The 22792-nt window shown below is 75.8% G+C and carries 25 protein-coding genes and 1 tRNA gene; 22 read left to right on the top strand and 4 right to left on the bottom strand.

Annotated features, from left to right (window positions below; genetic code table 11):
- Positions 1 to 131: 131 nt before the first annotated feature.
- The 12 genes from O7628_RS28510 (at position 132) to O7628_RS28455 (ending at position 12514) form a co-directional block, all read left to right on the top strand.
- The gene (locus tag O7628_RS28510; RefSeq protein WP_278135290.1) at positions 132 to 1265 is read left to right on the top strand and encodes a DUF3626 domain-containing protein; all 1134 of its coding nucleotides are present in this window, start codon (positions 132 to 134) and stop codon (positions 1263 to 1265) included.
- 196 nt (positions 1266 to 1461) lie between these two features.
- A complete protein-coding gene (locus O7628_RS28505) occupies positions 1462 to 2166 on the top strand; it encodes a hypothetical protein (RefSeq protein WP_278135288.1) in 705 nt (234 codons plus the stop codon).
- 95 nt (positions 2167 to 2261) lie between these two features.
- Complete coding sequence (locus O7628_RS28500) at positions 2262 to 2570, top strand: MazG-like family protein (protein ID WP_278135286.1); 309 nt, start codon at positions 2262 to 2264, stop codon at positions 2568 to 2570.
- 119 nt (positions 2571 to 2689) lie between these two features.
- Complete coding sequence (gene fdh, locus O7628_RS28495; RefSeq protein ID WP_278135284.1) at positions 2690 to 6028, top strand: formate dehydrogenase; 3339 nt, start codon at positions 2690 to 2692, stop codon at positions 6026 to 6028.
- Positions 6021 to 6953: a 4Fe-4S dicluster domain-containing protein gene (locus O7628_RS28490; RefSeq protein ID WP_278135283.1), complete on the top strand. Its 933-nt coding sequence runs from the start codon at positions 6021 to 6023 to the stop codon at positions 6951 to 6953. Before fdh ends, O7628_RS28490 begins: the two co-directional genes overlap by 8 nt.
- Positions 6950 to 7963: an NrfD/PsrC family molybdoenzyme membrane anchor subunit gene (gene nrfD / locus O7628_RS28485; protein WP_278135281.1), complete on the top strand. Its 1014-nt coding sequence runs from the start codon at positions 6950 to 6952 to the stop codon at positions 7961 to 7963. The genes O7628_RS28490 and nrfD overlap by 4 nt, the downstream gene beginning before the upstream one ends.
- Positions 7964 to 8009: 46 nt before the next feature.
- Positions 8010 to 8105 (top strand) — tRNA-Sec (locus O7628_RS28480).
- 23 nt (positions 8106 to 8128) lie between these two features.
- Complete coding sequence (gene selA / locus O7628_RS28475; RefSeq protein ID WP_278135278.1) at positions 8129 to 9427, top strand: L-seryl-tRNA(Sec) selenium transferase; 1299 nt, start codon at positions 8129 to 8131, stop codon at positions 9425 to 9427.
- A 38-nt stretch (positions 9428 to 9465) separates the two neighbouring features.
- The gene (gene selB, locus O7628_RS28470; RefSeq protein ID WP_278135276.1) at positions 9466 to 11229 is read left to right on the top strand and encodes a selenocysteine-specific translation elongation factor; all 1764 of its coding nucleotides are present in this window, start codon (positions 9466 to 9468) and stop codon (positions 11227 to 11229) included.
- A gap of 44 nt (positions 11230 to 11273) precedes the next feature.
- Positions 11274 to 11996, top strand: coding sequence for a hypothetical protein (locus O7628_RS28465; RefSeq protein ID WP_278135274.1), 723 nt, complete (start codon positions 11274 to 11276; stop codon positions 11994 to 11996).
- 60 nt (positions 11997 to 12056) lie between these two features.
- Positions 12057 to 12254 carry a hypothetical protein gene (locus O7628_RS28460; RefSeq protein ID WP_043969105.1) on the top strand — a complete coding sequence of 66 codons (198 nt, stop codon included), beginning with the start codon at positions 12057 to 12059 and terminating at the stop codon, positions 12252 to 12254.
- Positions 12255 to 12328: 74 nt separating this feature from the next.
- Positions 12329 to 12514: a hypothetical protein gene (locus tag O7628_RS28455; protein WP_278136465.1), complete on the top strand. Its 186-nt coding sequence runs from the start codon at positions 12329 to 12331 to the stop codon at positions 12512 to 12514.
- A gap of 33 nt (positions 12515 to 12547) precedes the next feature.
- On the opposite strand, the gene O7628_RS28450 is transcribed toward O7628_RS28455, so the two are convergent.
- The 4 genes from O7628_RS28450 to O7628_RS28435 all read right to left on the bottom strand — a co-directional run bounded on the left by O7628_RS28450 (position 12548) and on the right by O7628_RS28435 (position 14959).
- Positions 12548 to 13198 carry a hypothetical protein gene (locus O7628_RS28450; RefSeq protein WP_278135272.1) on the bottom strand — a complete coding sequence of 217 codons (651 nt, stop codon included), beginning with the start codon at positions 13196 to 13198 and terminating at the stop codon, positions 12548 to 12550.
- A gap of 110 nt (positions 13199 to 13308) precedes the next feature.
- Entirely contained in the window at positions 13309 to 13788 is a 480-nt protein-coding gene (locus tag O7628_RS28445) for a hypothetical protein (RefSeq protein WP_278135271.1), read from the bottom strand.
- The gene (locus tag O7628_RS28440) at positions 13785 to 13994 is read right to left on the bottom strand and encodes a phosphatidylethanolamine-binding protein (protein ID WP_178065415.1); all 210 of its coding nucleotides are present in this window, start codon (positions 13992 to 13994) and stop codon (positions 13785 to 13787) included. Before O7628_RS28440 ends, O7628_RS28445 begins: the two co-directional genes overlap by 4 nt.
- 83 nt (positions 13995 to 14077) lie before the next feature.
- Positions 14078 to 14959, bottom strand: coding sequence for a universal stress protein (locus tag O7628_RS28435; protein WP_278135268.1), 882 nt, complete (start codon positions 14957 to 14959; stop codon positions 14078 to 14080).
- 126 nt (positions 14960 to 15085) lie between these two features.
- Here O7628_RS28435 and O7628_RS28430 point away from each other — a divergent pair, with 126 nt between their 5' ends.
- From O7628_RS28430 to O7628_RS28385, 10 genes are all read left to right on the top strand, one after another.
- Positions 15086 to 15832 (top strand): SAM-dependent methyltransferase, encoded by a 747-nt coding sequence (locus O7628_RS28430; RefSeq protein WP_278135266.1) that lies wholly within the window; start codon positions 15086 to 15088, stop codon positions 15830 to 15832.
- A gap of 121 nt (positions 15833 to 15953) precedes the next feature.
- Entirely contained in the window at positions 15954 to 17141 is a 1188-nt protein-coding gene (locus O7628_RS28425; protein WP_278135265.1) for a PP2C family protein-serine/threonine phosphatase, read from the top strand.
- 40 nt (positions 17142 to 17181) lie between these two features.
- The gene (locus O7628_RS28420; protein ID WP_278135263.1) at positions 17182 to 17649 is read left to right on the top strand and encodes a MarR family transcriptional regulator; all 468 of its coding nucleotides are present in this window, start codon (positions 17182 to 17184) and stop codon (positions 17647 to 17649) included.
- A gap of 358 nt (positions 17650 to 18007) precedes the next feature.
- A complete protein-coding gene (locus tag O7628_RS28415; protein ID WP_141723899.1) occupies positions 18008 to 18574 on the top strand; it encodes a CDP-alcohol phosphatidyltransferase family protein in 567 nt (188 codons plus the stop codon).
- The gene (locus O7628_RS28410; RefSeq protein WP_278135262.1) at positions 18571 to 19539 is read left to right on the top strand and encodes a DUF881 domain-containing protein; all 969 of its coding nucleotides are present in this window, start codon (positions 18571 to 18573) and stop codon (positions 19537 to 19539) included. Before O7628_RS28415 ends, O7628_RS28410 begins: the two co-directional genes overlap by 4 nt.
- Complete coding sequence (locus tag O7628_RS28405; RefSeq protein WP_007071104.1) at positions 19536 to 19868, top strand: small basic family protein; 333 nt, start codon at positions 19536 to 19538, stop codon at positions 19866 to 19868. Before O7628_RS28410 ends, O7628_RS28405 begins: the two co-directional genes overlap by 4 nt.
- An 11-nt stretch (positions 19869 to 19879) precedes the next feature.
- Complete coding sequence (locus O7628_RS28400) at positions 19880 to 20821, top strand: DUF881 domain-containing protein (RefSeq protein WP_278135261.1); 942 nt, start codon at positions 19880 to 19882, stop codon at positions 20819 to 20821.
- 65 nt (positions 20822 to 20886) lie between these two features.
- A complete protein-coding gene (gcvH, locus tag O7628_RS28395) occupies positions 20887 to 21267 on the top strand; it encodes a glycine cleavage system protein GcvH (RefSeq protein ID WP_074476387.1) in 381 nt (126 codons plus the stop codon).
- A 210-nt stretch (positions 21268 to 21477) separates the two neighbouring features.
- Positions 21478 to 21930, top strand: a complete 453-nt coding sequence (locus O7628_RS28390; RefSeq protein ID WP_007071101.1) for an FHA domain-containing protein — start codon at positions 21478 to 21480, stop codon at positions 21928 to 21930.
- 50 nt (positions 21931 to 21980) lie between these two features.
- Positions 21981 to 22685 carry a MerR family transcriptional regulator gene (locus O7628_RS28385; protein ID WP_278136432.1) on the top strand — a complete coding sequence of 235 codons (705 nt, stop codon included), beginning with the start codon at positions 21981 to 21983 and terminating at the stop codon, positions 22683 to 22685.
- Positions 22686 to 22792: the final 107 nt, after the last annotated feature.

Here is a 22792-nt window from a genome sequence, read left to right as displayed (position 1 = left end):
CGCGGCTCGGGGACACGGGCGGGAATTTGTTCAGCAGGTGAATTATTCGAATCGGGCCCGGTGCCTGTCAACCGGCCGGCGGCGCGAAATGCGCTTCAACCGTGGGCAGCGGCCCGGCACAATCGGCGCCTGTGCCCCACCGACCCCGACCGGCGCGCCCCGCCCCCGCCGCCGGCCACCCACCGCTGACCCCGGCGCAGGCCGCCGCCCTGACCCACGTGCGCCGGTCGGCGCGGCGCCGTCGCCCGCAGGCCCGCGCCGTGATCGCGCGGCACCTGGCCGCCTGCGGCGGCCACCAGCCGGAGGAGTTGGTCGCGGCGGTCGGCGCGCACGGCCGGCTGACCGTGAACTTCCATCCCGACCGGCTGCTCGCGGACCGACGGACGGTCGCCGACGCGCTGGCCGCGCAGGGCGTCTACCGCAGCCAGTTCGTCACGGGCATCTCCAACGGTGGCCTGACCGCGTTCCCCGGCGGCGACCGGGACCGCTGGGAGGAGGCGATGTTCGGTGGCGCGTACCAGGGGGTGGGCGTGCTGCCGGGCGACCGTCCGACGTACGGCGGGCTCAACCTGCTCGACCACCCCGACGGCGCGTGCCCCCGGTTCGGCTCCTGCCACCTGCGGTTGCGGCCGCAGGTGCTGGACCGCGCGACGTTCTGCTTCGGCGACAGCCACCTGGAGCCGCCGCACCTCGGCACCGTCGACGTGCCCGAGCCGGTGCTGGCCGAACTGCTCGACGCCACCGCCGGCACGGGCGTCAGCCTCGGCGTCGCCGGGACGGACCCGGCCGCCCTGGTCCGGGCCCTGCTGCGCGACGGGCGGGACGCCTGGCGTGCCGGCCCGAACGCCCGTGCGCTGGACGACTACGTCGAGGCGCAGATCCACGGTGAGCTCGTCCTCGGCCGCGACGTCGAGGCGTTCGTGCTGGACCCGTCGTTCGCGGGCACCCGGGTGGGCCGGGTGCTGACCGACCTGGCGGCCCGCCACGGGGTCGCGGTGCACTGGCACGCCGGCTTCGAGTTGCCGGTCGACGGGGTCGACGCCGAGTTCCGCGGCCCCGGCATCCCGCCGCTGGCCGCCCGGGTCCACGCCGAGTTCGCCCGCCCCGGCGAGCCGGTCGACGCCGCGCTGATCGGCCGGGCCGCCGCCTCGGCGGTCACCGAGCCCGGCCGGTGGGCCGACCGGGGCCCCGTGGCGGTCACGCTCCAGGACCTCAAGATGCTCTGGCACGTGCTCGTCCGGTTCGGGAGGCCGTGCGCCCGCTGACCGGTGTCGGCCGCCGGGTCCGGTTGTGGGGGTGACCGGGACCGCAACCGGGCTGCGGCCCACCGTATCCGGAATGACGGACACGTGAAGCTGGTTGTGTCCCCCGTACCGCCCGCCGGTAAACCCCACCGGCCGGGGCGGGTCCCGAGGGGCGCTCACCCCGGAGCGCGTCGTGACGACCGAAAGGGCAACCATCGTGAAGCCTGACTTCACTCGATGGCTCCCGGCCATCGCGAAGACCACGAACCGCAGGACCGTCCTGACCATCAGCGGCGTCGCCGTCCTCGGCGGCCTGGCGTTCGGCCCCACGGCCGTCGCCGCCCCCGTCACCACCGGCCCGCACACCGGCGCCGTCGCCGCCATCGACCTGGCCACCGGCAAGACCCGGGAGGCCGCCACCGCCGAGTCCGCCCTGACCACCGGCGAGGACACCGCCAAGCCGACCCCGTCGACGGGCAAGCCGAGCCGCGACGAGCTGATCCCGCACGGCGTCGAGGGCGCGCAGTCGCGCATCCCGCTCGACGACGCGCAGGTGGCCAACGCCAGGGCCATCGTCGAGGCCGCCAAGGAGACCGGCGTCGGCGAACGCGGCGCGGTGATCGGCGTGGCCACCTCGCTGCAGGAGTCGAAGCTGTACAACCTCGGCCACCTCGGCGCGTACAACGACCACGACTCGCAGGGCCTGTTCCAGCAGCGCCCGTCGTCCGGTTGGGGCTCGCCCGACCAGATCACCGACCCGGAGTACGCGTCCAAGGCGTTCTTCGGGGCGCTGAAGAACGTCGGCGGCTGGCGGGAGCTGCCGCTGACCGCCGCGGCGCAGACGGTGCAGGTGTCGGCGTATCCGTACGCGTACGCCCAGTGGGAGGAGCAGGCCGCGGACATCGTCACGCAGCTGTGGTGACGTGACGACACCCGAACGCCCCCGTGCCGACCCGGCACGGGGGCGTTCGCCTCCCCGGGCGCGGCCCCGCGCCGCCGTCGGGGTTCACTGTCGCCATGGACGAGTCGATCTGGGATGCGGTGCGGGCGGCGCGCGGGTGGCTCGACGCCGCCAACGGCGCCGGGGACGCGGAGTTGACCTGCCGGATCCTCAAGCTGACCGAGGAGGCCGGTGAGGCCGCCGGGGCGTGGATCGGCGTCCTCGGGCAGAACCCCCGCAAAGGGGTCACCCACACCCGCGACGACGTGACCGCCGAGCTGGCCGACACGGCGTTCACGGCGCTGGTGGCCATCGAGAGCCTCGGCGGCGACGCGCGGGCCGCGCTGCTGGCGTGCGCCGCGAAGGTCCGCTCCCGGCAGCGGTGAGCAGCGGTGAGCACCGCCCCCGGCGGCGGAAAAGATCCGCTGAGGGTCGCGGCGCGGCGGGCGCTGGCCTATGTTCAGAACAACGTCAGCTTCTGTCGCCGGGGAGGGGGTGCGCGCCGATGGGTCTGCGGACGTTCCTCGCGGGCTGGCCCGTCTACCGGCAGCTCACCGGCACCGACCCGCTCGGCCGGGGCGCGGCGGCCCAGTCGGCCCGCTCGGCGGCGCTGACGGCCCGCACCGAGACCGCCGACAGCGTGGCCCGCTCGGTCTGCCCCTACTGCGCGGTCGGCTGCGGTCAGCGGGTCTTCGTCACCGACGGCCGGGTCACCCAGATCGAGGGCGACCCGGACAGCCCGATCTCCCGGGGCCGGCTGTGCCCGAAGGGTTCGGCCAGCAAGAGCCTGGTCACCAGCCCGCTGCGGCAGACGACGGTGCGCTACCGCCGGCCGTACGCGACCGAGTGGGAGGACCTGGACCTCGACACCGCGCTCGACATGATCGCCGACCGGATCCTCGCCGCCCGCGAGGCCACCTGGGAGGACGTCGACGACGCCGGCCGTCCGCTGCACCGCACGCTGGGCATCTCCAGCCTCGGCGGGGCGACGCTGGACAACGAGGAGAACTACCTCATCAAGAAGCTGTTCACGGCGATGGGGGCGCTCCAGATCGAGAACCAGGCCCGCATTTGACACTCCGCCACCGTCCCCGGTCTGGGGACCAGCTTCGGTCGCGGCGGCGCGACGGACTTCCAACAGGACCTGGTCAACGCTGACGTCATCGTCATCCAGGGCTCCAACATGGCCGAGGCCCACCCGGTGGGTTTCCAGTGGGTGATGGAGGCCAAGCGGCGCGGGGCGAAGGTCTTCCACGTCGACCCCCGGTTCACCCGCACCAGCGCGGTCGCCGACTCCTACCTGCCGATCCGGGCGGGCACCGACATCGCGCTGCTCGGCGGCGTGGTGCGCCACATCCTGGAGAACGAGCTGGACTTCCGGGAGTACGTGCTGGCGTACACGAACGCGGCGACGATCGTCAGCGACCGGTTCGCCGACACCGAGGACCTCGACGGCCTGTTCTCCGGCTACCGCCCCGACACCGGCTCGTACGACACGTCGAGCTGGCAGTACGCCGGCCACGAGGGCCACGCCGAGATCACCGGCACCGGCAAGGAACGCGACAGCGCGGCCGGCCTGCGCCACGAGTCGCACGGCATGCCGGTGCCCACGCCGACCCAGCGGGACGAGACGCTGCAACACCCGCGCTGCGTCTACCAGATCCTGCGGCGGCACTTCGCCCGCTACACCCCGGAGATGGTGGAACGGGTCTGCGGCATCCCGCAGGACAAGTTCCTGGAGCTGGCCGAGGCGTGGGCGGCCAACTCGGGCCGGGAACGCACCGGCGCGCTGGTCTACTCGGTGGGCTGGACGCAGCACAGCGTCGGCGTGCAGTACATCCGCACCGGCGCGATCATCCAGACCCTGCTGGGCAACATGGGCCGCCCCGGCGGCGGCATCCTGGCGCTGCGCGGGCACGCCAGCATCCAGGGCTCCACCGACATCCCCACGCTCTACAACCTGCTCCCCGGCTACCTGCCGATGCCGCACCACGCCGACCACGAGACGTTCGACGACTGGGTCGACAGCATCCGCCACCCGGGCCAGAAGGGCTTCTGGGGCAACTCGCGGGCGTACGCGGCGAGCCTGCTCAAGGCGTACTGGGGGGACGCGGCGACGCCGGAGAACGACTTCTGCTACGGCCACCTGCCCCGGATGACCGGCGACCACGGCACCTACCAGCAGGTCCTCAACATGATCGACGGGAAGATCCGGGGCTACTTCCTGCTCGGCCAGAACCCGGCCGTCGGCTCCGCGCACGGCCGCGCCCAGCGCCTCGGCATGGCCAACCTCGACTGGCTGGTCGTGCGCGACCTGTTCCTCATCGAGAGCGCCACGTTCTGGAAGAACAGCCCCGAGGTGGCCACCGGGGAGATCGTGCCGGAGCAGTGCCGCACCGAGGTGTTCTTCCTGCCGGCGGCCTCGCACGTGGAGAAGGAGGGCACGTTCACCCAGACCCAGCGGCTGTTGCAGTGGCGGGAGAAGGCCGTCGACCCGCCGGGCGACGCCCGCTCCGAGCTGTGGTTCTTCTACCACCTCGGCCGGCGGCTGCGGGAGAAGCTGGCCGCGTCGCCGCACCCGCGCGACCGGGCGCTGCTCGACCTGACCTGGGACTACCCGACGCACGGCCCGCACGCGGAGCCGAGCGCCGAGGCGGTGCTGCGGGAGATCAACGGGTACGAGGTGGCCACCGGCCGCCCGCTGTCGGCGTTCGCGCAGGCCCGCGACGACGGGTCCACCGCGGTCGGCTGCTGGATCTACACCGGCGTCTACGCCGACGGCGTCAACCAGGCGGCCCGCCGCCGCTCCCGCCACGAGCAGGACTGGGTGGCGGCGCAGTGGGGCTGGGCGTGGCCGGCCAACCGCCGCACCCTCTACAACCGGGCCTCCGCCGACCCGCAGGGCCGCCCGTGGAGCGAGCGCAAGAAGTACGTGTGGTGGGACCCGGACGCCGGGGAGTGGACCGGCTACGACGTGCCGGACTTCGAGAAGACGAAGCCGCCCACCTACCGGCCACCGGAGGGGGCCTCCGGGGTGGAGGCCATCGCCGGCGACGACGCGTTCGTCATGCAGGGCGACGGCAAGGCCTGGCTGTTCGCGCCCAGCGGTGTGCTCGACGGCCCGCTGCCGGCGCATTACGAGCCGGCCGAGTCCCCGATGCGCAACCCCCTGTACGGGCAGCAGGCCAACCCGACCCGCAAGGTCTACGAGCATCCGGTCAACTCGGTCAACCCGAGCCCGCCGGAGGCGCACAGCGGCGTCTTCCCGTACGTGTTCACGGTCAGCCGGCTCACCGAGCACCACACGGCCGGCGGGATGAGCCGCACGGTGCGCCCGCTGGCCGAGTTGCAGCCGGAGATGTTCGTGGAGGTCTCCCCGGAGCTGGCCGCCGAGGCGGGCCTGACGCACCTGGGCTGGGCGCACCTGGTCAGCGGCCGGGCCGTGATCGAGGCGAGGGTGCTGGTCACCGAACGGCTCACCCCGTTGCGGGTCGACGGCCGGGTCATCCACCAGCTCTGGCTGCCGTACCATTTCGGCACCGAGGGGCTGGTCACCGGCGACTCGGCCAACGACCTGTTCGGCATCACCCTGGACCCGAACGTGCTCATCCAGGAGAGCAAGATCGGCACCTGCGACGTGCGGCCCGGCCGCCGGCCCACCGGGCCGGCCCTGCTCGACCTGGTCGCCGACTACCGGCGGCGGGCCGGGATGACCCCGCAGCGCCGGGTCCCGATCGTGACCACCGACGCGGCGGGCGGCGGCGACGCGGCCGGCAGCACCGACGAACGCTCGGCGGGCGCGTCGGCCGACGAGCACGAGCATGACGGGGGCGGGGATGCCTGACGCCGACAGCCGCCACGGGCCGCTGGACCCGGCCCCGGACGCCGGCTGGACCGACGCCCGGCCCCGGATGGGTTTCTTCACCGACACCAGCGTCTGCATCGGCTGCAAGGCGTGTGAGGTCGCCTGCAAGGAGTGGAACGACGTGCCCGGCTCCGGGCTGGACCTGCTCGGCATGTCCTACGACAACACCGGCGCGCTGACGGCGAACTCGTGGCGGCACGTGGCGTTCGTCGAGCAGCCCCGCCCCGCCGCCCCGGCCGTCGACGCGCCGGGCAGCAGCGCCGCCGCCGGCCCGCAGTTCCTCGGCATGCCCGGCGCGCGGCCGCCCGGCCGGGACACCGGCGCCCAGACCCGCTCCGACTTCCGCTGGCTGATGATGTCGGACGTGTGCAAGCACTGCACCCACGCCGCCTGCCTCGACGTGTGCCCCACCGGGTCGCTGTTCCGCACCGAGTTCGGCACGGTCGTGGTGCAGGAGGACATCTGCAACGGCTGCGGCTACTGCATCCCCGCCTGCCCGTACGGGGTGATCGACCAGCGCTCCGGCGACGGCCGGGCGTGGAAGTGCACGCTGTGCTACGACCGGCTCGGCGCGGGCCTGACCCCGGCCTGCGCGCAGGCGTGCCCCACCGAGTCCATCCAGTACGGCCCCCTCGACGAGCTGCGGGAACGGGCGGCGCACCGGGTCGCCACCCTGCACGAGCGCGGCGTGCCGCAGGCCCGGCTCTACGGCCACGACCCCACCGACGGCGTCGGCGGCGACGGCGCGTTCTTCCTGCTGCTCGACGAGCCCGAGGTGTACGGGCTGCCGCCCGACCCGCAGGTCACCACCCGGGACCTGCCCCGGATGTGGAAACGGGCCGGGCTGGCCGCCCTGGCCATGGCGGCGGCGGCCGTCGTCGCGTTCGTCGGAGGATCCTCGTGAGCGCACCGCACCGGCCGGTCGGCGACCGGTTCCGCCGCTACCGCACCGGACGCGGCGGCGGGGAACAGCTGACCGTCCCGCCGGCCGAGTTCACCTCCTACTACGGCCGCCCGATCCTGAAGCCGCCGGTGTGGAAGTGGGACATCGCGGCGTACCTGTTCACCGGCGGGCTGGCCGCCGGGTCGTCGTTGCTGGCCGCCGGCGGGCAGCTCACCGGGCGGCCGGCGTTGCGCCGCGCCGGCCGGGTCACCTCGCTGGCGGCGGTCACCGCCAGCGCCTACTTCCTCGTCAACGACCTGGGCCGGCCGGCCCGCTTCCACCACATGCTGCGGGTGGCGAAGCCGACCTCCCCGATGTCGGTGGGCACCTGGATCCTCACCGTGTTCGGCCCCGCCGCCGGGGTCGCCGCCGTCGCCGAGGCCGCGCCGTGGCTGCCCGAACGGGGCGTGCTGGGGGTGGGGCGGCGGGTGCTGCCCGCCGCCGGGCGGGCCGCCGGCCTGGTCGCCGCCGCCACCGCGCCGGCCCTGGCCACGTACACGGGGGTGCTGCTCGCCGACACGGCGGTGCCGTCGTGGCACGAGGCGTACCCGGAACTGCCGGCCATCTTCGCGGGCAGCGCCCTGGCCAGCGGCGCCGGCGTGGGCCTGCTCGCCGCGCCCTGCGCCCAGGCCGGCCCGGCCCGGCGGATGGCCGTGGCCGGCGCGGCCCTGGAGCTGTGGGGCGCGCACCGGGTGGAGACCCGCCTCGGCCTGCTCAGCGAGCCCTACCGCACCGGCGTGCCCGGCCGGCTGCTGCGCGCCGGCCGGACGCTGACCGCCGCCGGGGTCCTCGGCGCGCTGGCCGGTCGCCGCAGCCGGCTGCTGTCCGGCCTGTCCGGCGCGGCGCTGCTCGCCGCGTCGGTCGCCACCCGGTTCGGCATCTTCCACGGCGGCGTCGCCTCCGCCCGCGACCCGAAGTACACGGTGGTGCCGCAGCGCGCACGCCTCGACCGTCGCGCCGCCGGGAGCTGACGCCCTCCCCGCACGCCGGGCGCGGCGCTGTGGTCAAATGGCCGGTGGAGGCGTTCAGGCGGCTGGTGCCCCTCCCGGTCTTCAAAACCGGTGTGGTCCGGGACCCGGGCCAGGCGGGTTCGATTCCCGTCCGTCTCCGCCAGGCACCTCCGTGGGAAGGACGCGATGCGCGACGCCGATCCCCGCCGGCGGGTCCCGCGCACCGACGTCCTGCTCGCCGACCCCCGGCTGGCCGCCGCCGCCGACCGGCTGGGCCGCGACCGGGTCAAGGCCGCGGTCGTCGCCGCGCAGGCCCGCGCCCGCGCCGGCGAGATCACCCCCGATCGGGTACGCGACGCCGCCCTCGCCGCCCTGCCCGCCGCCGGCCCGGCGGCGGTGCTCAACGCCACCGGCGTCGTCCTGCACACCAACCTGGGCCGGGCCCCGCTGTCGGCCGCCGCCGTGGCCGCCGTGGCCGCCGCCGCCGGGCACACCGACGTGGAGCTGGACCTGACCACCGGCCGGCGGGCCCGGCGGGGCCGCGACGCCCTCGCCGCGCTCGCCGCCGCCGTGCCCGACGCGGGGGCCGTGCACGTGGTCAACAACGGCGCGGCGGCCCTCGTCCTGGCCGCCACCGCCCTCGCGGCAGGGCGGGAGATCGTGGTCAGCCGCGGCGAGCTGGTGGAGATCGGCGACGGGTTCCGCCTGCCCGACCTGCTGGCCAGCACCGGCGCGCGGCTGCGGGAGGTGGGCACCACCAACCGCACCACGCTCGCCGACTACGCCGACGCGGTCGGCCCCGACACCGGGTTCGTGCTGAAGGTCCACCCGTCGAACTTCGTGGTCACCGGCTTCACCAGCGCCGTCGGCGTCGACCGGCTGGCCACCCTGGGCGTGCCGGTCGTCGCCGACATCGGCTCCGGGCTGCTCGCGCCCGACCCGCTGCTGCCCGCCGAGCCCGACGCGGCGGGCACGCTGCGCGCCGGCGCGCACCTGGTCACCGCCAGCGGCGACAAGCTGCTCGGCGGCCCGCAGGCCGGGCTGCTGCTCGGCGACGCCGACCTGGTCGACCGGCTGCGCCGGCACCCCCTGGCCCGCGCCCTGCGGGTCGACAAGCTCACCCTCGCCGCGTTGGCGGCCACCCTGCACGGCCCCGACACCCCCACCCGGGCGGCCCTGCACGCCGACCCGGCCGCCCTGCGGCGGCGCACCGAACGCCTGCGCGACCGGTTGGCCGCCGACGGCTGCAAGGCCGAGGTGCTGCCCGCGGCCGCCGTGGTCGGCGGCGGGGGCGCGCCGGGCGTCGAGCTGGACTCGTGGGCCCTGGCCCTGCCCGAGCGGTACGCCCGGCCGCTGCGCCTCGGCGACCCGCCCGTGCTCGGCCGGGTCACCCGGGGCCGGCTGCTGCTGGACCTGCGCTGCGTGCCCGCCGCCGCCGACGACGCGCTGCGGGCCGCCGTGCTGGCCGTGCCGGCGGAGGACTGACGTGCCGGCGGAAGCTGACCTGCGGGTGGTGGACTGACGTGCGGGTGGTGGCCACCGCCGGGCACGTCGACCACGGCAAGTCGACCCTGGTGCGGGCGCTCACCGGGATGGAACCGGACCGGTGGGCCGAGGAACGCCGCCGGGGCATGACCATCGACCTCGGCTTCGCCTGGACCACGCTGCCCTCCGGCGGCACCATCGCGTTCGTCGACGTGCCCGGCCACGAGCGGTTCGTGCCGAACATGCTCGCCGGTGTCGGCCCCGCGCCCGCCGCGCTGTTCGTCGTGGCCGCCGACGAGGGCTGGATGCCCCAGTCCGCCGAGCACCTGGCCGCGCTGCACGCGCTCGGCGTCGCGTACGGGCTGCTGGTGGTGACCCGCGCGGACCTGGCCGACCCGGGGCCGGCGCTGGCCGAGGCCCGCGCGCGGGTCGCCGCCACCTCGCTGGGCGACGTGGAGGCCGTCGCGGTCAGCGCCGTCACCGGGGCGGGCATGCCCGATCTGCGGGCTGCCCTGGACCGCCTGGCGGCCCGGCTGCCCGACCCGCCGGCCGACGCGCCGGTGCGGCTGTGGGTGGACCGGTCCTTCACGATCACCGGCTCCGGGACGGTGGTCACCGGCACCCTCGGCGGCGGCCGGCTGGCCGTCGGCGACCACCTGGAGCTGGCCGGCACCGGCGAGCAGGTGCGGGTGCGGGGCCTGCACCGCCTCGGCGAAGCCCGCGACCGGGTCGACGCGGTGGCCCGGGTCGCCGTGAACCTGCGCAACGTGCCCCGCGACCGGCTCGGCCGCGGCGAGGCGCTGCTCACCCCCGGCCGCTTCGGCCGCGCCGACCTGCTCGACGTGCGCGTCACCGGGGAGCCGGTGGCCGACCTGCCGGCGACGCTCACCTTGCACGTCGGCTCCGCCGCCGTGCCCGCCCGGGTGCGCCCCCTCGGCGTCGACACCGCCCGGCTGCGGCTGGCCCGCCCGCTGCCGCTGCTCGTCGGCGACCGGGCGCTGCTGCGCGACCCCGGCCGGCACCTGATCGCCGGCGGGGTGACCGTGCTGGACGTGGCCCCGCCGCCGCTGGCCCGGCGTGGGGCCGCCGCCGCCCGCGCCCGGGTCCTCGCCGGCCTCGACGGCCGCCCCGACCTGGCGGGGGAGCTGCGCCGCCGCGCCCTGGTCCGGGCGGGGGAGCTGACCCGGATGGGGGTGCCCGTGACCGCCGCCCCCGTCGCCGGGGACTGGCTGGCCGACCCGGAGCACTGGGCGGCCCTCGCCGCCCGGCTGACCGCCGAGACCACCCGGTACGCCGCCGCGCACCCCCTGGAGGCGGGCGTTCCCGTCGACGTGCTGCGCCACCGCCTCCGCCTGCCCGACCGGGCCCTGGTGGAGGCCCTCGTGCGCCCGCCGCTGCGGGTGACCGCCGGGCGGGTCACCGCGTCGGCCGGCGACGCGCTGCCCGAGCCGGTGGCCCGCGCGGTGGCCCGCGTCCGCGCCGAGTACGCCGACCGGCCGTTCCGGGCCCCGGAGGCGCACCGCCTCGCCGAGTGGGGGCTCGGGCCCCGGGAGCTCGGGGCGGCGGTGCGGGCCGGGGCGCTGCTGCGGCTGGCCGACAGCGTGGTGCTGCTGCCCGGCGCCGTGGACGCCGCCGCCCGGGTCCTCGCCGGGCTTCCGCAGCCGTTCACGCTCAGCGCCGCCCGGCAGGCCCTGGACACCACCCGCCGGGTGGCGGTGCCGCTGCTGGAGCTGCTGGACCGGCGGGGCGTCACCCGCCGCCTGACCGACGACGCCCGCAGCGTCGTGTCCCCGCCCCCCTGACGGGCCCGGTGTGCTTTGTTGCGGGCTGCTGCGATCGTGGCGTGGTGACCGATTCGGCTCCCGCCTCCGCCAGCGGGGGCCGGTGGGGCCGGGTGTTCCTCCTGACGATGGTGCTGGGCTGGGTGGCCTGGGCCGTGCTGGCCTGGTGGGCTGCGCCCCGCGAGTCAGACGTCGGGCAACTGGCGCGTGACGTGGCAGCCGGCCGGGTCGTCACCGTCCAGCGCGGCGACGGCTGGCAGCGCCCGGGTGCCTTCTGGGGCGCGACGCCGAATCTGCGCCCCGGCCCGCGGGGCCCGACGCTCGCCTGGAGCCTGCCCGACGGCCGGATCCGCTACGCCGACGTGGGGGTGCCGCTGGGCGACCCGGAACCCACGCCGGACGGGCCGGACGGCCGCCTGACCCGCGTCGCGGAGACCTGGCCGGGCACCTCCGCGCCCGCGCACCGGATCGCCGCCGCCGCGGAGGTGCTCGCCGCCGTCGTCGTGCTGGGTTGGTTGGCGGTCCTCGTCGTCGGCCCCGACCCGGTCGTCGGCACCCGCTGGTTCTGGTTCTGGCTGGGCGCGCTGCCGTTCGGGCTGGGCGTGCTCGCCTGGCTGTACCGGGAGAGGTGGCGACCGCCGTGCCCGCGGTCGGGAGCCGGGTCGCCGGCCGTGGCGCGCCGGTCGGGATGGGCCGGCCTGGGGTGGACCCTGCTGGCCGGCCTGGGGCTGTCCCTCGCGGTGGCCGCCGTGCGCGGCCTGCTCGGCGGCGCGCTGGTCCCCGGCTGACCGGGCGGGTTCGGCGGCAACGCCACCCGCATGGTGGGGCGGTGGCCTAGCGTGGCGGTCATGGACCCTTCGGCGGTCTGGCGGGACAAGAGCCACCGGTGGCGGATCGAGGCGTACCGGGCGCCGGACCTGCGCTTCGCCATCTTCGCCACGAACGGCCCCACCGAGTCGGCCCCGCTGTGGCTGTTCGGGATGGCGGCGCTGGCCCGCTGGCTGATGACCCACGCCATCTCCCTCGACGACCTGGAGACCGACTGACCGACCCACCCCGGTCGAGTGAAAAGACCCTTTCGCCGACTTCGGCGCGGGTGGGGCTCCGTACCGTGCGGGGGGTGAAGGACCGGGGAATGCGGACGGTCGTCGCGGTGCTCGCCGGCCTCGCGGTCATCTACTTCGGCAGCCGGGGCCGCAGCGCCGACGACGGCGGCGGCGTGTCCGGCGGCGTGGTGATCCTCGCGGTGCTGGCCGCCGCCCTGGCCTGGCACCTGACCAGGCCGGGCGACAACGCGGCCAAGTGAGGCCGCCGCGCGCCGCCGCGCCCCGCTGCGGTCTCAGCGGGCGGCGGCGCGCGTGACGTCCCGCGCGCAGTCCTCGTCCAGGGCCACCCGGACCAGCGCCGAGGCGAGCCGCCCGAAGTCCGCCCCGTCGACCAGCCCACCCAGCCCGCGCGGGTCGGCCGGCAGCCCCAGCAGCCCGGCCCCGGCCAGGGCACGCCGGTCGGCGTACGGGCGCACGTCCGCCCAGACCGACTGCGCCTCGCGCAGGAAAATGTCCGCACCCGTTGGCCCGATCCCGGGGAACTCGGTGAGCAGCCGCCGCAGCGCCGCCGGCGACCCGCCGGCCTCCCGGTGCAGGCGGCGCAGGTCGCCGCGCCAGCGGTCCAGGCACAGCCGCGCCCCGTCGCCGAGCATGGTGGCGGTGCGCTCGTCGTAGCGGCGGTAGTGCCCGCGGCCCAGCGCGTCGACGCGCGCCTGCCAGCTCGCCGCCGCCATCGCCTGCGGGGTGCGGTAGCCGCAGGCGAACAGCTCCCGGGCCGCCGCCACCGCCACGCCCGCCCGGATCCGGGTGCTCAGCAGCGTGGCCAGCACCAGCAGCTGGTACAGCGGGCCGGGCCGGTCGGCGAGCCGGATGCCGGCCTCCTGCGCGTACGTGCGGCCCTGCTGTTCCAGCAGGACCCGCACGGTCCTCCGGTCGTCTGCCACGGCTGCGGGATACCCACCCCGCAGCCGCCCACCCGCACGGTTCGCGGTCCGCGGTTAGGAGGGGACCCCTGTACAACAGAATCCGTTAACAAGGGGCCCTTCCTTGCGCGTCAGCCCCGCCGCGACGAGGGCCGCCGCAGCCGGTGCCAGGTGGTTGCCGCCGCCATCCCGTACGCCAGGTGCGGCACCGCGTCCGACAGCCAGTCCGTGCGGCTCCACCGGCGCGGGTCGGTCACGCCCAGCGCTGTCATCGACGCGTCGGAGGCGGCCATGACGCCCCCGCCCAGCAGCAGCACCGCCACCGGCAGGGACGGGGCGCGCCGACGCGCGGCCAGCACGGCGAACACGACGCCGGCGGCGACGCCCAGCCCGTACCCGAGCAGGGGCCCGAGGCCCGCGCGGCGGTTGGCCGCCCGGTCCTCGGGCCCGAGGTCGACGTGCGCCAGCCCGGCCACGTGCCGGGCGGTCTCCTCGGGGGTGCTGCTCGCCGGTCGGGCGCGCAGCACCATGTCGACGTAGCTGACGACGTTGAGCGCGACGCTGCCGACCGCGCCGGCGACGGCCCCGTCGACAACTGGCGTCCGGTTCACTTCGGGTCGCCCGGTTCGCGTTCGCCCTTCGGACCGTACGTCCGTTCGCCCCGCACGACGCCGCGTTGTCCCCGGTCGTCCTGCAGGATCCGGTTGGCGGCCCGGTTGGCCTCGGCGTCGGCCGCCCGTCCGGAGTTCTCGATCAGGTCGCGCAGCCGCGCCCGCTGCTTGTCGTACGCGTTGCTGCCCGGTCGTGGTCCTGGCATCGCCGCCTCCTGCGGTGGTGGGGCCGTTGGCGCAGGTCGTCTACCCGCCTGCGCCGCGGCCAACCACCCCCGGCGGCCGCCGCTCAGGCCGGGGCGCGCACCACGGCGACGGGGCAGTCGGCGCGGTGCAGCACGGCGTGGCTGACCGAGCCGAGGAGCAGACCGGTGAGCTCGCCGTGGCCGCGCCCGCCGACCACCAGCAGCTGGGCGTCGCGGGAGGCGTCGGTGAGCGCGGCGACGGGCCGCCTGTGGGCCGCCACCGCCTCGACGGGCACCTGCGGCCAGCGTTCGCCGACCCCGGCGAGGGAGTCGGCCAGCACCCGCTGTTCCGCGCCGCGCAGCCGGTCCTCGTCGTAGACGAGGGGTTGCATGTCGCCGGGCCCGGCGGAGGCGGGGTGCCGGTAGGCGTGCACCGCGCGCAGCGCGACGCCACGCGACGCCGCGGCGTCGGCGGCGAACTCCACGGCCGCCCGCGACAGCGCCGAGCCGTCCACCCCGACCACGACCGGCCCGCCCGGGCGCGCCGCGCCGCGGGCCACCAGCACGGGACAGTCGGCGTACGCGGCGACCTGCACCGCCACGGAGCCGAGCACCAGCGCCCCGAACCCGCCCAGCCCTCGGTCGCCGACGACGACCAGCACGGCGGTGGGGGACTCGCCGACCAGCACGGCGGCCGCCTCCCCGTCGATGATCTCCCCGGTGACCCGCAGGCCCGGCGCGGCCTGCTCCGCCTCGGCGACGGCGTCGGCCACGAGTTGCCCCGCCTGCTCGCGCAGCCCGGCCCCGGGCGGGGCGCCGGCCGCCGGGCCGAGCGGCACCCGCAGCAGCGGCCAGATGAAGCCGTGCACCACCCGCAGCGGCCGGTCCCGGCGGGCCGCCTCCGCGGCGGCGAGCCGTGCGGCCCGCAGGGACGACGGCGAGCCGTCCACGCCGACCACCACCGCCGCGCCGCTGGCCGCGTTCACTGCCGTACCTCCTCCGCCGTGCGCCCGCGGTCAGTATCGCGGCCCGCCGGGCGTCGCCGGGGCGATACCGCGCAGGCCCCCGAGCCGATACGGTGACCGGACATCTCGGACAAGAGAAGGACGCCGATGGACGACGCCGCGCAGCCCAGCACCGCCCGCATGATCGACTTCTGGCTCGGCGGGGAGCACCACTTCCCGGTCGACGTGGCGGCGGCCCGGGCCTTCGAGGGGGCGTACGGGCCGTGCGCCCCGCTGTTTCGCGACCTGCGGGCGTTCCTCGGCCGTGCCGTGCGGACGATCGCCGCCGCCGGGGTGGACGCCTTCCTGGTCTTCGGCGCGGGCGTGCCCACCCGGGGCAACGTGCACGAGGCGGCGCCGGAGGCGACGGTGCTCTACACCGACGTGGACCCGGTAACCGTCGGGCTCGGGCAGCGGATCCTGGCCGGCAGCGACCGGGCCGGCTACGGCTTCGGCGACGCCACCGACCTCGCCACGATCGACCCCGCGCTGCTGCGCCGGTTCGTGCCGGGTTGGGGCCACCGCCCCGTCGGCGTGGTCTTCCTCGGCCTCGCGGCGTTCCTCGACGACGCGACGCTGCGGCGCACCCTCGACGAGTTGTACGCGGCGGCCGCCCCCGGCAGTTTCCTCGCCGTGGATTTCGACAGCGAGGAGTTGGCGGCGTATCCGCAGGCCCTGGCGATGATGGGCCGGGCCTTCCGGATGCGCCCGCCGGCGGCGTTCGGCCCGCTTCTGGGCCGGTGGACGCCGACGCCCGAGGGCATCGTGCCGGTCGCCCGGTGGCGCCCGGACGGCCCGCCGGCGGGCCTGCCGGACGCCTTCCACGGCGGGCTCGCCGTCCGGCGCGCCGACTGATGCGCGGCTCCCACAGCGCCCGGTGACGCACCCGACGGGGTTCGGGGTGACCGGGCCCGTCGGCGGGCCGGAGCCCTCCGTATGATGCTTGCCCTACAGCAAGAGTTGTCGGAGGGTGATCATGCCGGAGGCGTCCGGAACGGTGTCCCGCGCGCTGCGCGAGGCGCCGCCCGACCGGTTGGCGGAGGCCGCCGACCGGGCCATCCGCGCTGCTCTCGGCGCGTCCCGGACCGACGTGTTCGTCGCCGACTACCGCATCAGCGGCCTGTGGCCGGTGCTGGACCCGGACCTGCCCGACGCCGGGTTCCTCGCCTGTCACGGCGTGGCGCAGCGCTGCTTCAGCAGCCAGCAGCCGGTCCTCGACAGCGGGAACGACGGCCGCTGCCGGGTCTACCTGCCGCTGACGGTGTGGGGCGAGCGCCTCGGCGTGCTCCTGGTCGAACTGCCGGCCGCCCCGGCCGCGTCGACCGTGGAGGCGGCCCGGGACATCGCCGGCGAGCTGGCGTTGGCGCTGCGCGCGGCCGACCGGGGGACCGACCGGTACCGGCGGGTCCGCCGCCGCGAGCGGCTGAGCATGGCCGCCGAGATGCAGTGGGACCTGCTGCCGGGGCGCAGCGTCACCCACGGCGCGTTCCTGCTGGCCGGGCAGCTGGAGCCGGCGTACACGGTGGGCGGCGACCATTTCGACTGGTCCGTCGACGGGGACCGGCTCGCGCTGACCGTGCTCAACGGCGCGGGCACCGGCCTGTCGGCGTCGCTGCTGACGGCGGTGGCGGTCAACGCGATGCGCAACGCCCGCCGCTCCGGCGGCGGCCTGGTCGAGCAGGCCGAACTGGCCTCGGACACGGTCTTCTTCCAGCACCGCGGCGAGCGGCACGTGGCGACGCTGCTGCTGGAGCTGGACGCCACCGACGGCCGGGTCCGGGCCGTGGACGCGGGCTCGCCCCACGTGCTGCGGCTGCGGGGCGGTTCGGTGCAGCGGGTGCCGCTGGAGCAGCAGCTGCCGCTGGGCATGTTCGCCGAGACCCGCTACGAGGTGCAGGAGTTCACCGTCGAACCGGGCGACAGACTCTTCGTGGTCAGCGACGGCGTGTACGCGGCGGCGCCGGGCGGCCGTGAACCGTACGGCGAGCGGGCCATGGCGCGCTCGATGCGCGCGACGCGCTTGCAGCCGGCGACGGAGGCAGTTGGTACGGTGATGCGCGGGCTGCAGTCCTATCACGCCGACGCCGATCTGCGTGACGACGCGGTGGTCGTCTGCCTCGACTGGCGCGGCCGGGCCGGTGGTCCGGGCGGCGGGGCGCGGTGACGGGGCGGTAGCGGGACACGGACATCGCAGGGGACGTCGGGTGGAGCAACCGGATCTCGCCGCGGCGATCGACGCCGCAGCCGAGGCGCTCGTGCGCGTGCTCGACCCCACCGGCTCCCGGCACCAGATGACGGTGTCCCCCACGCAGCTGCGGGTGCTGTCGCTGCTCAGCGCCCGTCCCCGCACCAACGTGAACCGCCTCGCCGAGCTGCTCGACGTGGTGCCGTCGTCAGCGAGCCGGCTGTGCGACCGGCTGGAGGCGATCGGGCTGCTGCGCCGGGTCGCCGACCCACGGGACCGGCGGGAGGTGCGGCTGGTGCCCACGGCGGCGGCCGAGGCGCTGCTGCGGGAGCTCACCGAGCGCCGGCACCGGGCGGTCCGCGCGGTGCTGGAGCGGATGCCGTCGCGTACCCAGAACGAGCTGCTGTTGTCGCTGCTGGCATTCGGTCAGGCGGCGGCCCCGACGCCAGCGGCGGCCCAGCCGGAGCCGGGCACCCGGACGGCCTGAGCGCGCCCCCGCCACCCGCGACGATCGCCGCGACGTGAGCTGAGCCACAGTGACGTGACCGCCCCGGCGAGGCGAACGCGGGCCGCCGGGGGCCGGAGCCAGGCCCGATATAGTGGCAGCGCAACTCACCGGCCCCTGATCCCGCGATCGGGGGCCGCACCAGGGGAGGTCCCAGCCCGGGATCCGAAGGCGCCGGCGGGGGCCGGCCCGGCAACGCGCACGTCCCTCCGCAGCGCCCGTTCGGGCGCCGGACCGTGCTGCGAGGGGAGGTTCGGTGTCGCGTCGGCCGGCGGGGGCCCCGCCCCCGGATGAGACCCGCGGCCCGGGTGCCGCGCCGACCGGGGACCGCGTCCTCACCCTGCCCAACCTGATCAGCCTCGTCCGGCTGCTCGGCGTGCCGCTCTTCCTCTACCTGCTGCTGGTCGCCCGCGCCGACGTGGCCGCGGTGGTGGTCCTGGCGCTGGGGGGCACGACGGACTGGGTCGACGGCTGGATCGCCCGCCGCCTGCGGCAGGTCAGCCGGCTGGGCGAGCTGCTCGACCCGTTGGCCGACCGGCTCTACATCCTGGCGACCCTGCTGGCGTTCACCGCCCGCGAGGTGGTGCCGTGGCAGTTCACCCTGGCGCTGCTGGCCCGGGAGCTGCTGCTGCTGGCCTCGCTGGGGGTGCTGCGCCGGCACGGGTACGGGCCGCCGCCGGTGCACTACGTCGGCAAGACCGCCACGTTCCTGCTGCTGGCCGCCTTCCCGATCCTGCTGCTGGCGCACGCCACGTCGGCGGCCACGGCGACGGTGGCCGGCGCGGTCGGCTGGGGGCTGGCCTGGTGGGGGCTGGTGCTGTACTGGGCGGCCGGCGCGCTCTACGTGGTGCAGGCGGCGCGGCTGGTGCGGGCGGTGCGCTCCCCGGCGGCGGGGGCGGCGGCGTGACCGGCCCGCAGCGGAGCCGGACCGTCGCCCCGCAGGGCGACGGTCCGGCGTCCCGGGTGTACGCGCCGGACTTCCTCACCGAGCTGTTCCGCAATCCGCTCGACCCGGGCTACGCCGACGCGGCGGCCCGCCGTCGGGACACGCCGCCGTCAGGGTGGCGCGGCCGGTCGGCGCGGTCGGTCAGCGTGGTGGTGCTCGTGGCGCTGGGGTTCCTGTTCGCGGTGGCGTACCGGCAGACGATGGCGGAGGAGCCGGGGCGCAGCAAGGCGCGGGCGGACCTGGTGGCGCAGATCAAGGAACGCGAGGCGGAGACCGACGAGATGGCGGCCCGGGCCGACCGGCTGCGGGAGGAGGTCGGCCGGCAGCGGGATGCCGCGCTGAGCGGCTCGCAGGCGTCGCGGTTGCGGCGGCTGGAGGCGGGCACCGGCCTGGGGCGGGTGCGCGGGGACGGCGTGGTGGTCCGGTTGGCGGACGCGCCGCCGAAGGGCGACGGGTCGGTGACCGGCTCCGAGGGCGGGCCGCCGCGGGTGCTGTACACGGACCTGCAGAAGGTGGCCAACGACCTGTGGGCGGCCGGCGCCGAGGCGGTGGCGATCAACGGCCAGCGGTTGACGGCGACGTCGACGATCCGGTCGGCGGGCGCGGCGATCCTGGTGGACTTCCGGCCGGTGACCGGGCCGTACGAGGTGTCGGCGATCGGGCCGGGCTCGCTGCGCGACCGGTTCGACGACAGCCGGGCGGCGTTCCTGATGCGGGAGCTGGTGAACTCGGTGGGGCTGTCGTTCCAGGTCCGGGAGGTGGAGGACCTCACCCTGCCGGCGGCGCCGGAGCCACGGCTACGCTACGCCGAGCCTTCGGTCAGTCCGAGCCCGTCCGCGTCGGGTTCCGGCGGCGTCGAGGGTTCGTCCGGTCCTGAGCCGTCCGGCTCTGCTTCGTCTCCCAGTCCTTCCGGAGGTGGCCGATGATCGCGGTGCTGGCGTTGCTCGCCGGGGTGGTGCTCGGGGTGTACCTCGATCCCACGGTTCCCGCGGCGTTGCAGCCGTATCTGCCGATCGCGGTGGTGGCGGCCCTGGACGCGGTGTTCGGCGGGGTGCGGGCGAAGTTGGACCGGATCTTCGACGACAAGCAGTTCGTGGTGTCGTTCATCTCGAACGTGCTCGTGGCGGGTCTGATCGTCTACCTGGGTGACCAGCTGGGCGTGGGTGGGCAGTTGTCCACCGGCGTGGTGGTGGTGCTCGGGGTACGCATCTTCGGCAACGTGGCGGCGATCCGTCGCCACCTGTTCCGGGCGTAGGCTCGACGGCGATGAGCGAGGAGCAGACCGAGACGGGCACGGGGTGGCCGCAGCCGGCGGTTCCGGGCCGGAGCACGGGGCCGGACCCACGGCCGGGCGCGCCGGACTCCGACGAGACGTCGCCGCTGACCCCGCAGGGCGAGCCCCCGGGCCGGGAGTCGCCGGGGGACCCGGAGTCCGGCGACACGGCGACGGTTGACCTGTCGTCGGTGACCCCTCCGGCCGCTGCGACGCCCGCCGCGCCGGCCGCCGTGGCGCGCCGCTTCACGTCGGCGGGGGCGATGATCGCCCTGCTGCTGGGCCTGCTGGGGTTCACCCTGGTGGTGCAGCTGCGCACGACGTCGACGGATCCGACGTCGGCGGCGACGCGGCAGGAGGACCTGGTGCGGATCTTCTCGGACCTGGATTCGCGGGAGAAGCGGCTGCGCCAGGACATCGAGGCGTTGGAGGAGAGCCAGCGGCAGTTGCGCTCCGGTGAGCAGGGCCGGCAGGCGGCGTTGCAGGAGGCGACGCGCCGGGCCGACGAGCTGGGCATCCTGGCGGGGACGCTGCCGGCGCGGGGCCCCGGGTTGAGCGTGCGTTTCGAGGCCGGGGCGAAGCCGATCTCGGCGTACCGGGTGCTGGACGCGGTGCAGGAGCTGCGCGGCGCGGGCGCGGAGGCGATGCAGATCGCCGGTGGCGACGGCGCGGCGGTGCGGATCATCGCGTCGACGTACTTCCTGGACGGATCGGGCGGGGATCTGGTGGTCGACGGGCGTCGGCTGTCGGGTCCGTTCACGATCACGGTGATCGGTGATCCGACGACGATGGCGACGGCCTTGAAGATTCCGGGCGGGGTGGCCGCGTCGGTCGCCGGTGACGGCGGTAACGTGATCGTCGAGGATCGTGAGGTGGCCGACGTGTCGGCGCTGCACGCGCCCGTGAAGTTGGAGCACGCCCGTCCGGTCTCCTGACCGGTGCGGCCCGCGCCGGTCCGCCGGCGCACCACTGGTCGGCACGACGATGAAGGACGCGTCTGGTGATTCCCGAGGATCTGCGGTATACCGCTGAGCACGAGTGGGTGGCGGGTGACGGTTCGGGCGCGGTCCGGGTCGGCATCACGCACTTCGCACAGGACGCCCTGGGTGACATCGTCTTCGTCCAGTTGCCCGAGGAGGGCGCGGAGGTGGCCGCGGGCGACTCGTTGGGTGAGATCGAGTCGACCAAGAGCGTGTCCGAGATCTACGCCCCCGTCAGCGGGGTGGTGGCGGCGCGGAACGACGCGTTGGTGGACACTCCGGAGGTGATCAACTCCGACCCGTACGGTGCGGGTTGGCTGGTGGAGATCACGCCGGGTGATCCGGCGGCGGTGGACGGGCTGCTGACCGCCGGGGCCTACCGCGAGCTCACCGAGAGCTGAGTGCCCGTTGGGCGTGTGGTGTTCGTGCCGCGCGTCCGGTTGCCCTGCATTTCGGCGCTGGCTAGGCTCGCCCAGTCGACCGAGAACCCATAAGTTGAGCGTTGCGGAATTGCCTTTCCGGGCACGGGGAGCCAGCCGCCGGGTGAGCTGCCCGGCGGCCAGACCCGAATCACCCGACGCCGACGCGAAACAGATCCGTGAGGTGGTCCCATGACGCGGCCAGACGACGAGTTCCCCCCACTCGACGTCACTTCGACGCTCAATCTCGGTTCGCTCGACGAAGTGCTGGAGGGGCCGGACACCGATGTGGTGCCGAGCCGGATGTCCGGTTCGTTGCCGCCGGGTATGGCGCTGCTGGTGGTTCGTCGGGGCCCGAACGCGGGCGCCCGGTTCCTGCTGGATCACGACGTGACGACGAGTGGCCGGCACCCGGACAGCGACATCTTCCTCGACGATGTGACCGTGTCGCGTCGGCACGCGGAGTTCCACCGGGACGGCGGGACGTTCACGGTGCGGGACGTGGGCAGCCTGAACGGCACCTACGTCAACCGGGAGCGGGTCGAGGCGGCCACGTTGAGCAATGGTGACGAGGTGCAGATCGGCAAGTTCCGGGTGGTGTTCATCGCCGGTCCGCGCCCGGAGGAGGAGGCCGGCCGGGGGTGAACGAGCCTGCGGCCTCGACGCCGCCCGGGGCGGCCCGCGCGCAACCGCTGATGAGCATCGGCGAGGTGCTCGGGCAGTTGCGGGTGGAGTTTCCCGACGTCACGATTTCGAAGCTGCGGTTCCTGGAGGCCGAGGGCCTCGTCGAGCCGCAGCGCACCGCTGCGGGCTACCGGAAGTACAGCTGGGACGACGTGGCGCGGTTGCGGTTCGTGCTGACCGCGCAGCGTGACCAGTACCTGCCGTTGCGGGTGATCCGTGAGCAGTTGGCGCAGTGGGACGCGGAGGACGGGCCCGCGCCGGCGCGGCCGACGCTGGTGGCGGTGGGCCCGGGCGGTGAGGTGCCGGGTCGTTCCGCGCCGGCGGATCAGCCGGTGGATGCGGCCCAGGTGCGGTTGGGTCGGTCCGACCTGGTCGCGCGCAGCGGGATCGACGAGTCGACGTTGGGCGAGTTGGAGCGGCTCGGGGTGTTGGTGTCCGATCCGCCGGGTTGGTACGACGGCGACGCGTTGATCATCGCGCGGGCGGTGGCGGGTCTGGCGGCGTACGGGCTGGAGCCCCGGCACCTGCGGGGTTACCGGACGGCGGCGGACCGGGAGGTGGGTTTGTTCGCGCAGCTGGTGGCGCCGTTGGTGCGGCAGAGCGATCCGGCGGCGCGGGCGCGGGCGGCGGAGACGGCCCGGGAGCTGGTGGCGTTGTCCCAGCAGTTGCACGCGGCGTTGGTGCGGGTGGGGCTGCGGTCGACGTTGGGCCGGTGATCGTGGTGGTGTGCGCGCGGCCCGGGCGTCGGCCCGGGCCGCGCGGCGTCTGGCGGGCGCGGTGGGCGGGGCCGGCTTCCGGGGGCGTGTCGTAGGCTTGCCGGGGT

The sequence above is a fragment of the Micromonospora sp. WMMD956 genome, from assembly GCF_029626125.1.
Classification (GTDB): Bacteria; Actinomycetota; Actinomycetes; order Mycobacteriales; family Micromonosporaceae; genus Micromonospora; species Micromonospora carbonacea.
This window is presented reverse-complemented; position numbering and strand designations above follow the sequence as displayed.

Excerpts from the sequence above, each read along its gene's own strand:
- O7628_RS28500 (WP_278135286.1), top strand. The coding sequence starts at position 2,262 with ATGGACGAGTCGATCTGGGATGCGGTGCGGGCGGCGCGCGGGTGGCTC.
- O7628_RS28490 (WP_278135283.1), top strand. The coding sequence starts at position 6,021 with ATGCCTGACGCCGACAGCCGCCACGGGCCGCTGGACCCGGCCCCGGAC.
- selA (WP_278135278.1), top strand. The coding sequence starts at position 8,129 with ATGCGCGACGCCGATCCCCGCCGGCGGGTCCCGCGCACCGACGTCCTG.
- O7628_RS28460 (WP_043969105.1), top strand. The coding sequence starts at position 12,057 with ATGGACCCTTCGGCGGTCTGGCGGGACAAGAGCCACCGGTGGCGGATC.
- O7628_RS28440 (WP_178065415.1), bottom strand. The coding sequence starts at position 13,994 with ATGCCAGGACCACGACCGGGCAGCAACGCGTACGACAAGCAGCGGGCG.
- O7628_RS28430 (WP_278135266.1), top strand. The coding sequence starts at position 15,086 with ATGGACGACGCCGCGCAGCCCAGCACCGCCCGCATGATCGACTTCTGG.
- O7628_RS28425 (WP_278135265.1), top strand. The coding sequence starts at position 15,954 with ATGCCGGAGGCGTCCGGAACGGTGTCCCGCGCGCTGCGCGAGGCGCCG.
- O7628_RS28405 (WP_007071104.1), top strand. The coding sequence starts at position 19,536 with ATGATCGCGGTGCTGGCGTTGCTCGCCGGGGTGGTGCTCGGGGTGTAC.
- O7628_RS28400 (WP_278135261.1), top strand. The coding sequence starts at position 19,880 with ATGAGCGAGGAGCAGACCGAGACGGGCACGGGGTGGCCGCAGCCGGCG.
- O7628_RS28390 (WP_007071101.1), top strand. The coding sequence starts at position 21,478 with ATGACGCGGCCAGACGACGAGTTCCCCCCACTCGACGTCACTTCGACG.
- O7628_RS28385 (WP_278136432.1), top strand. The coding sequence starts at position 21,981 with ATGAGCATCGGCGAGGTGCTCGGGCAGTTGCGGGTGGAGTTTCCCGAC.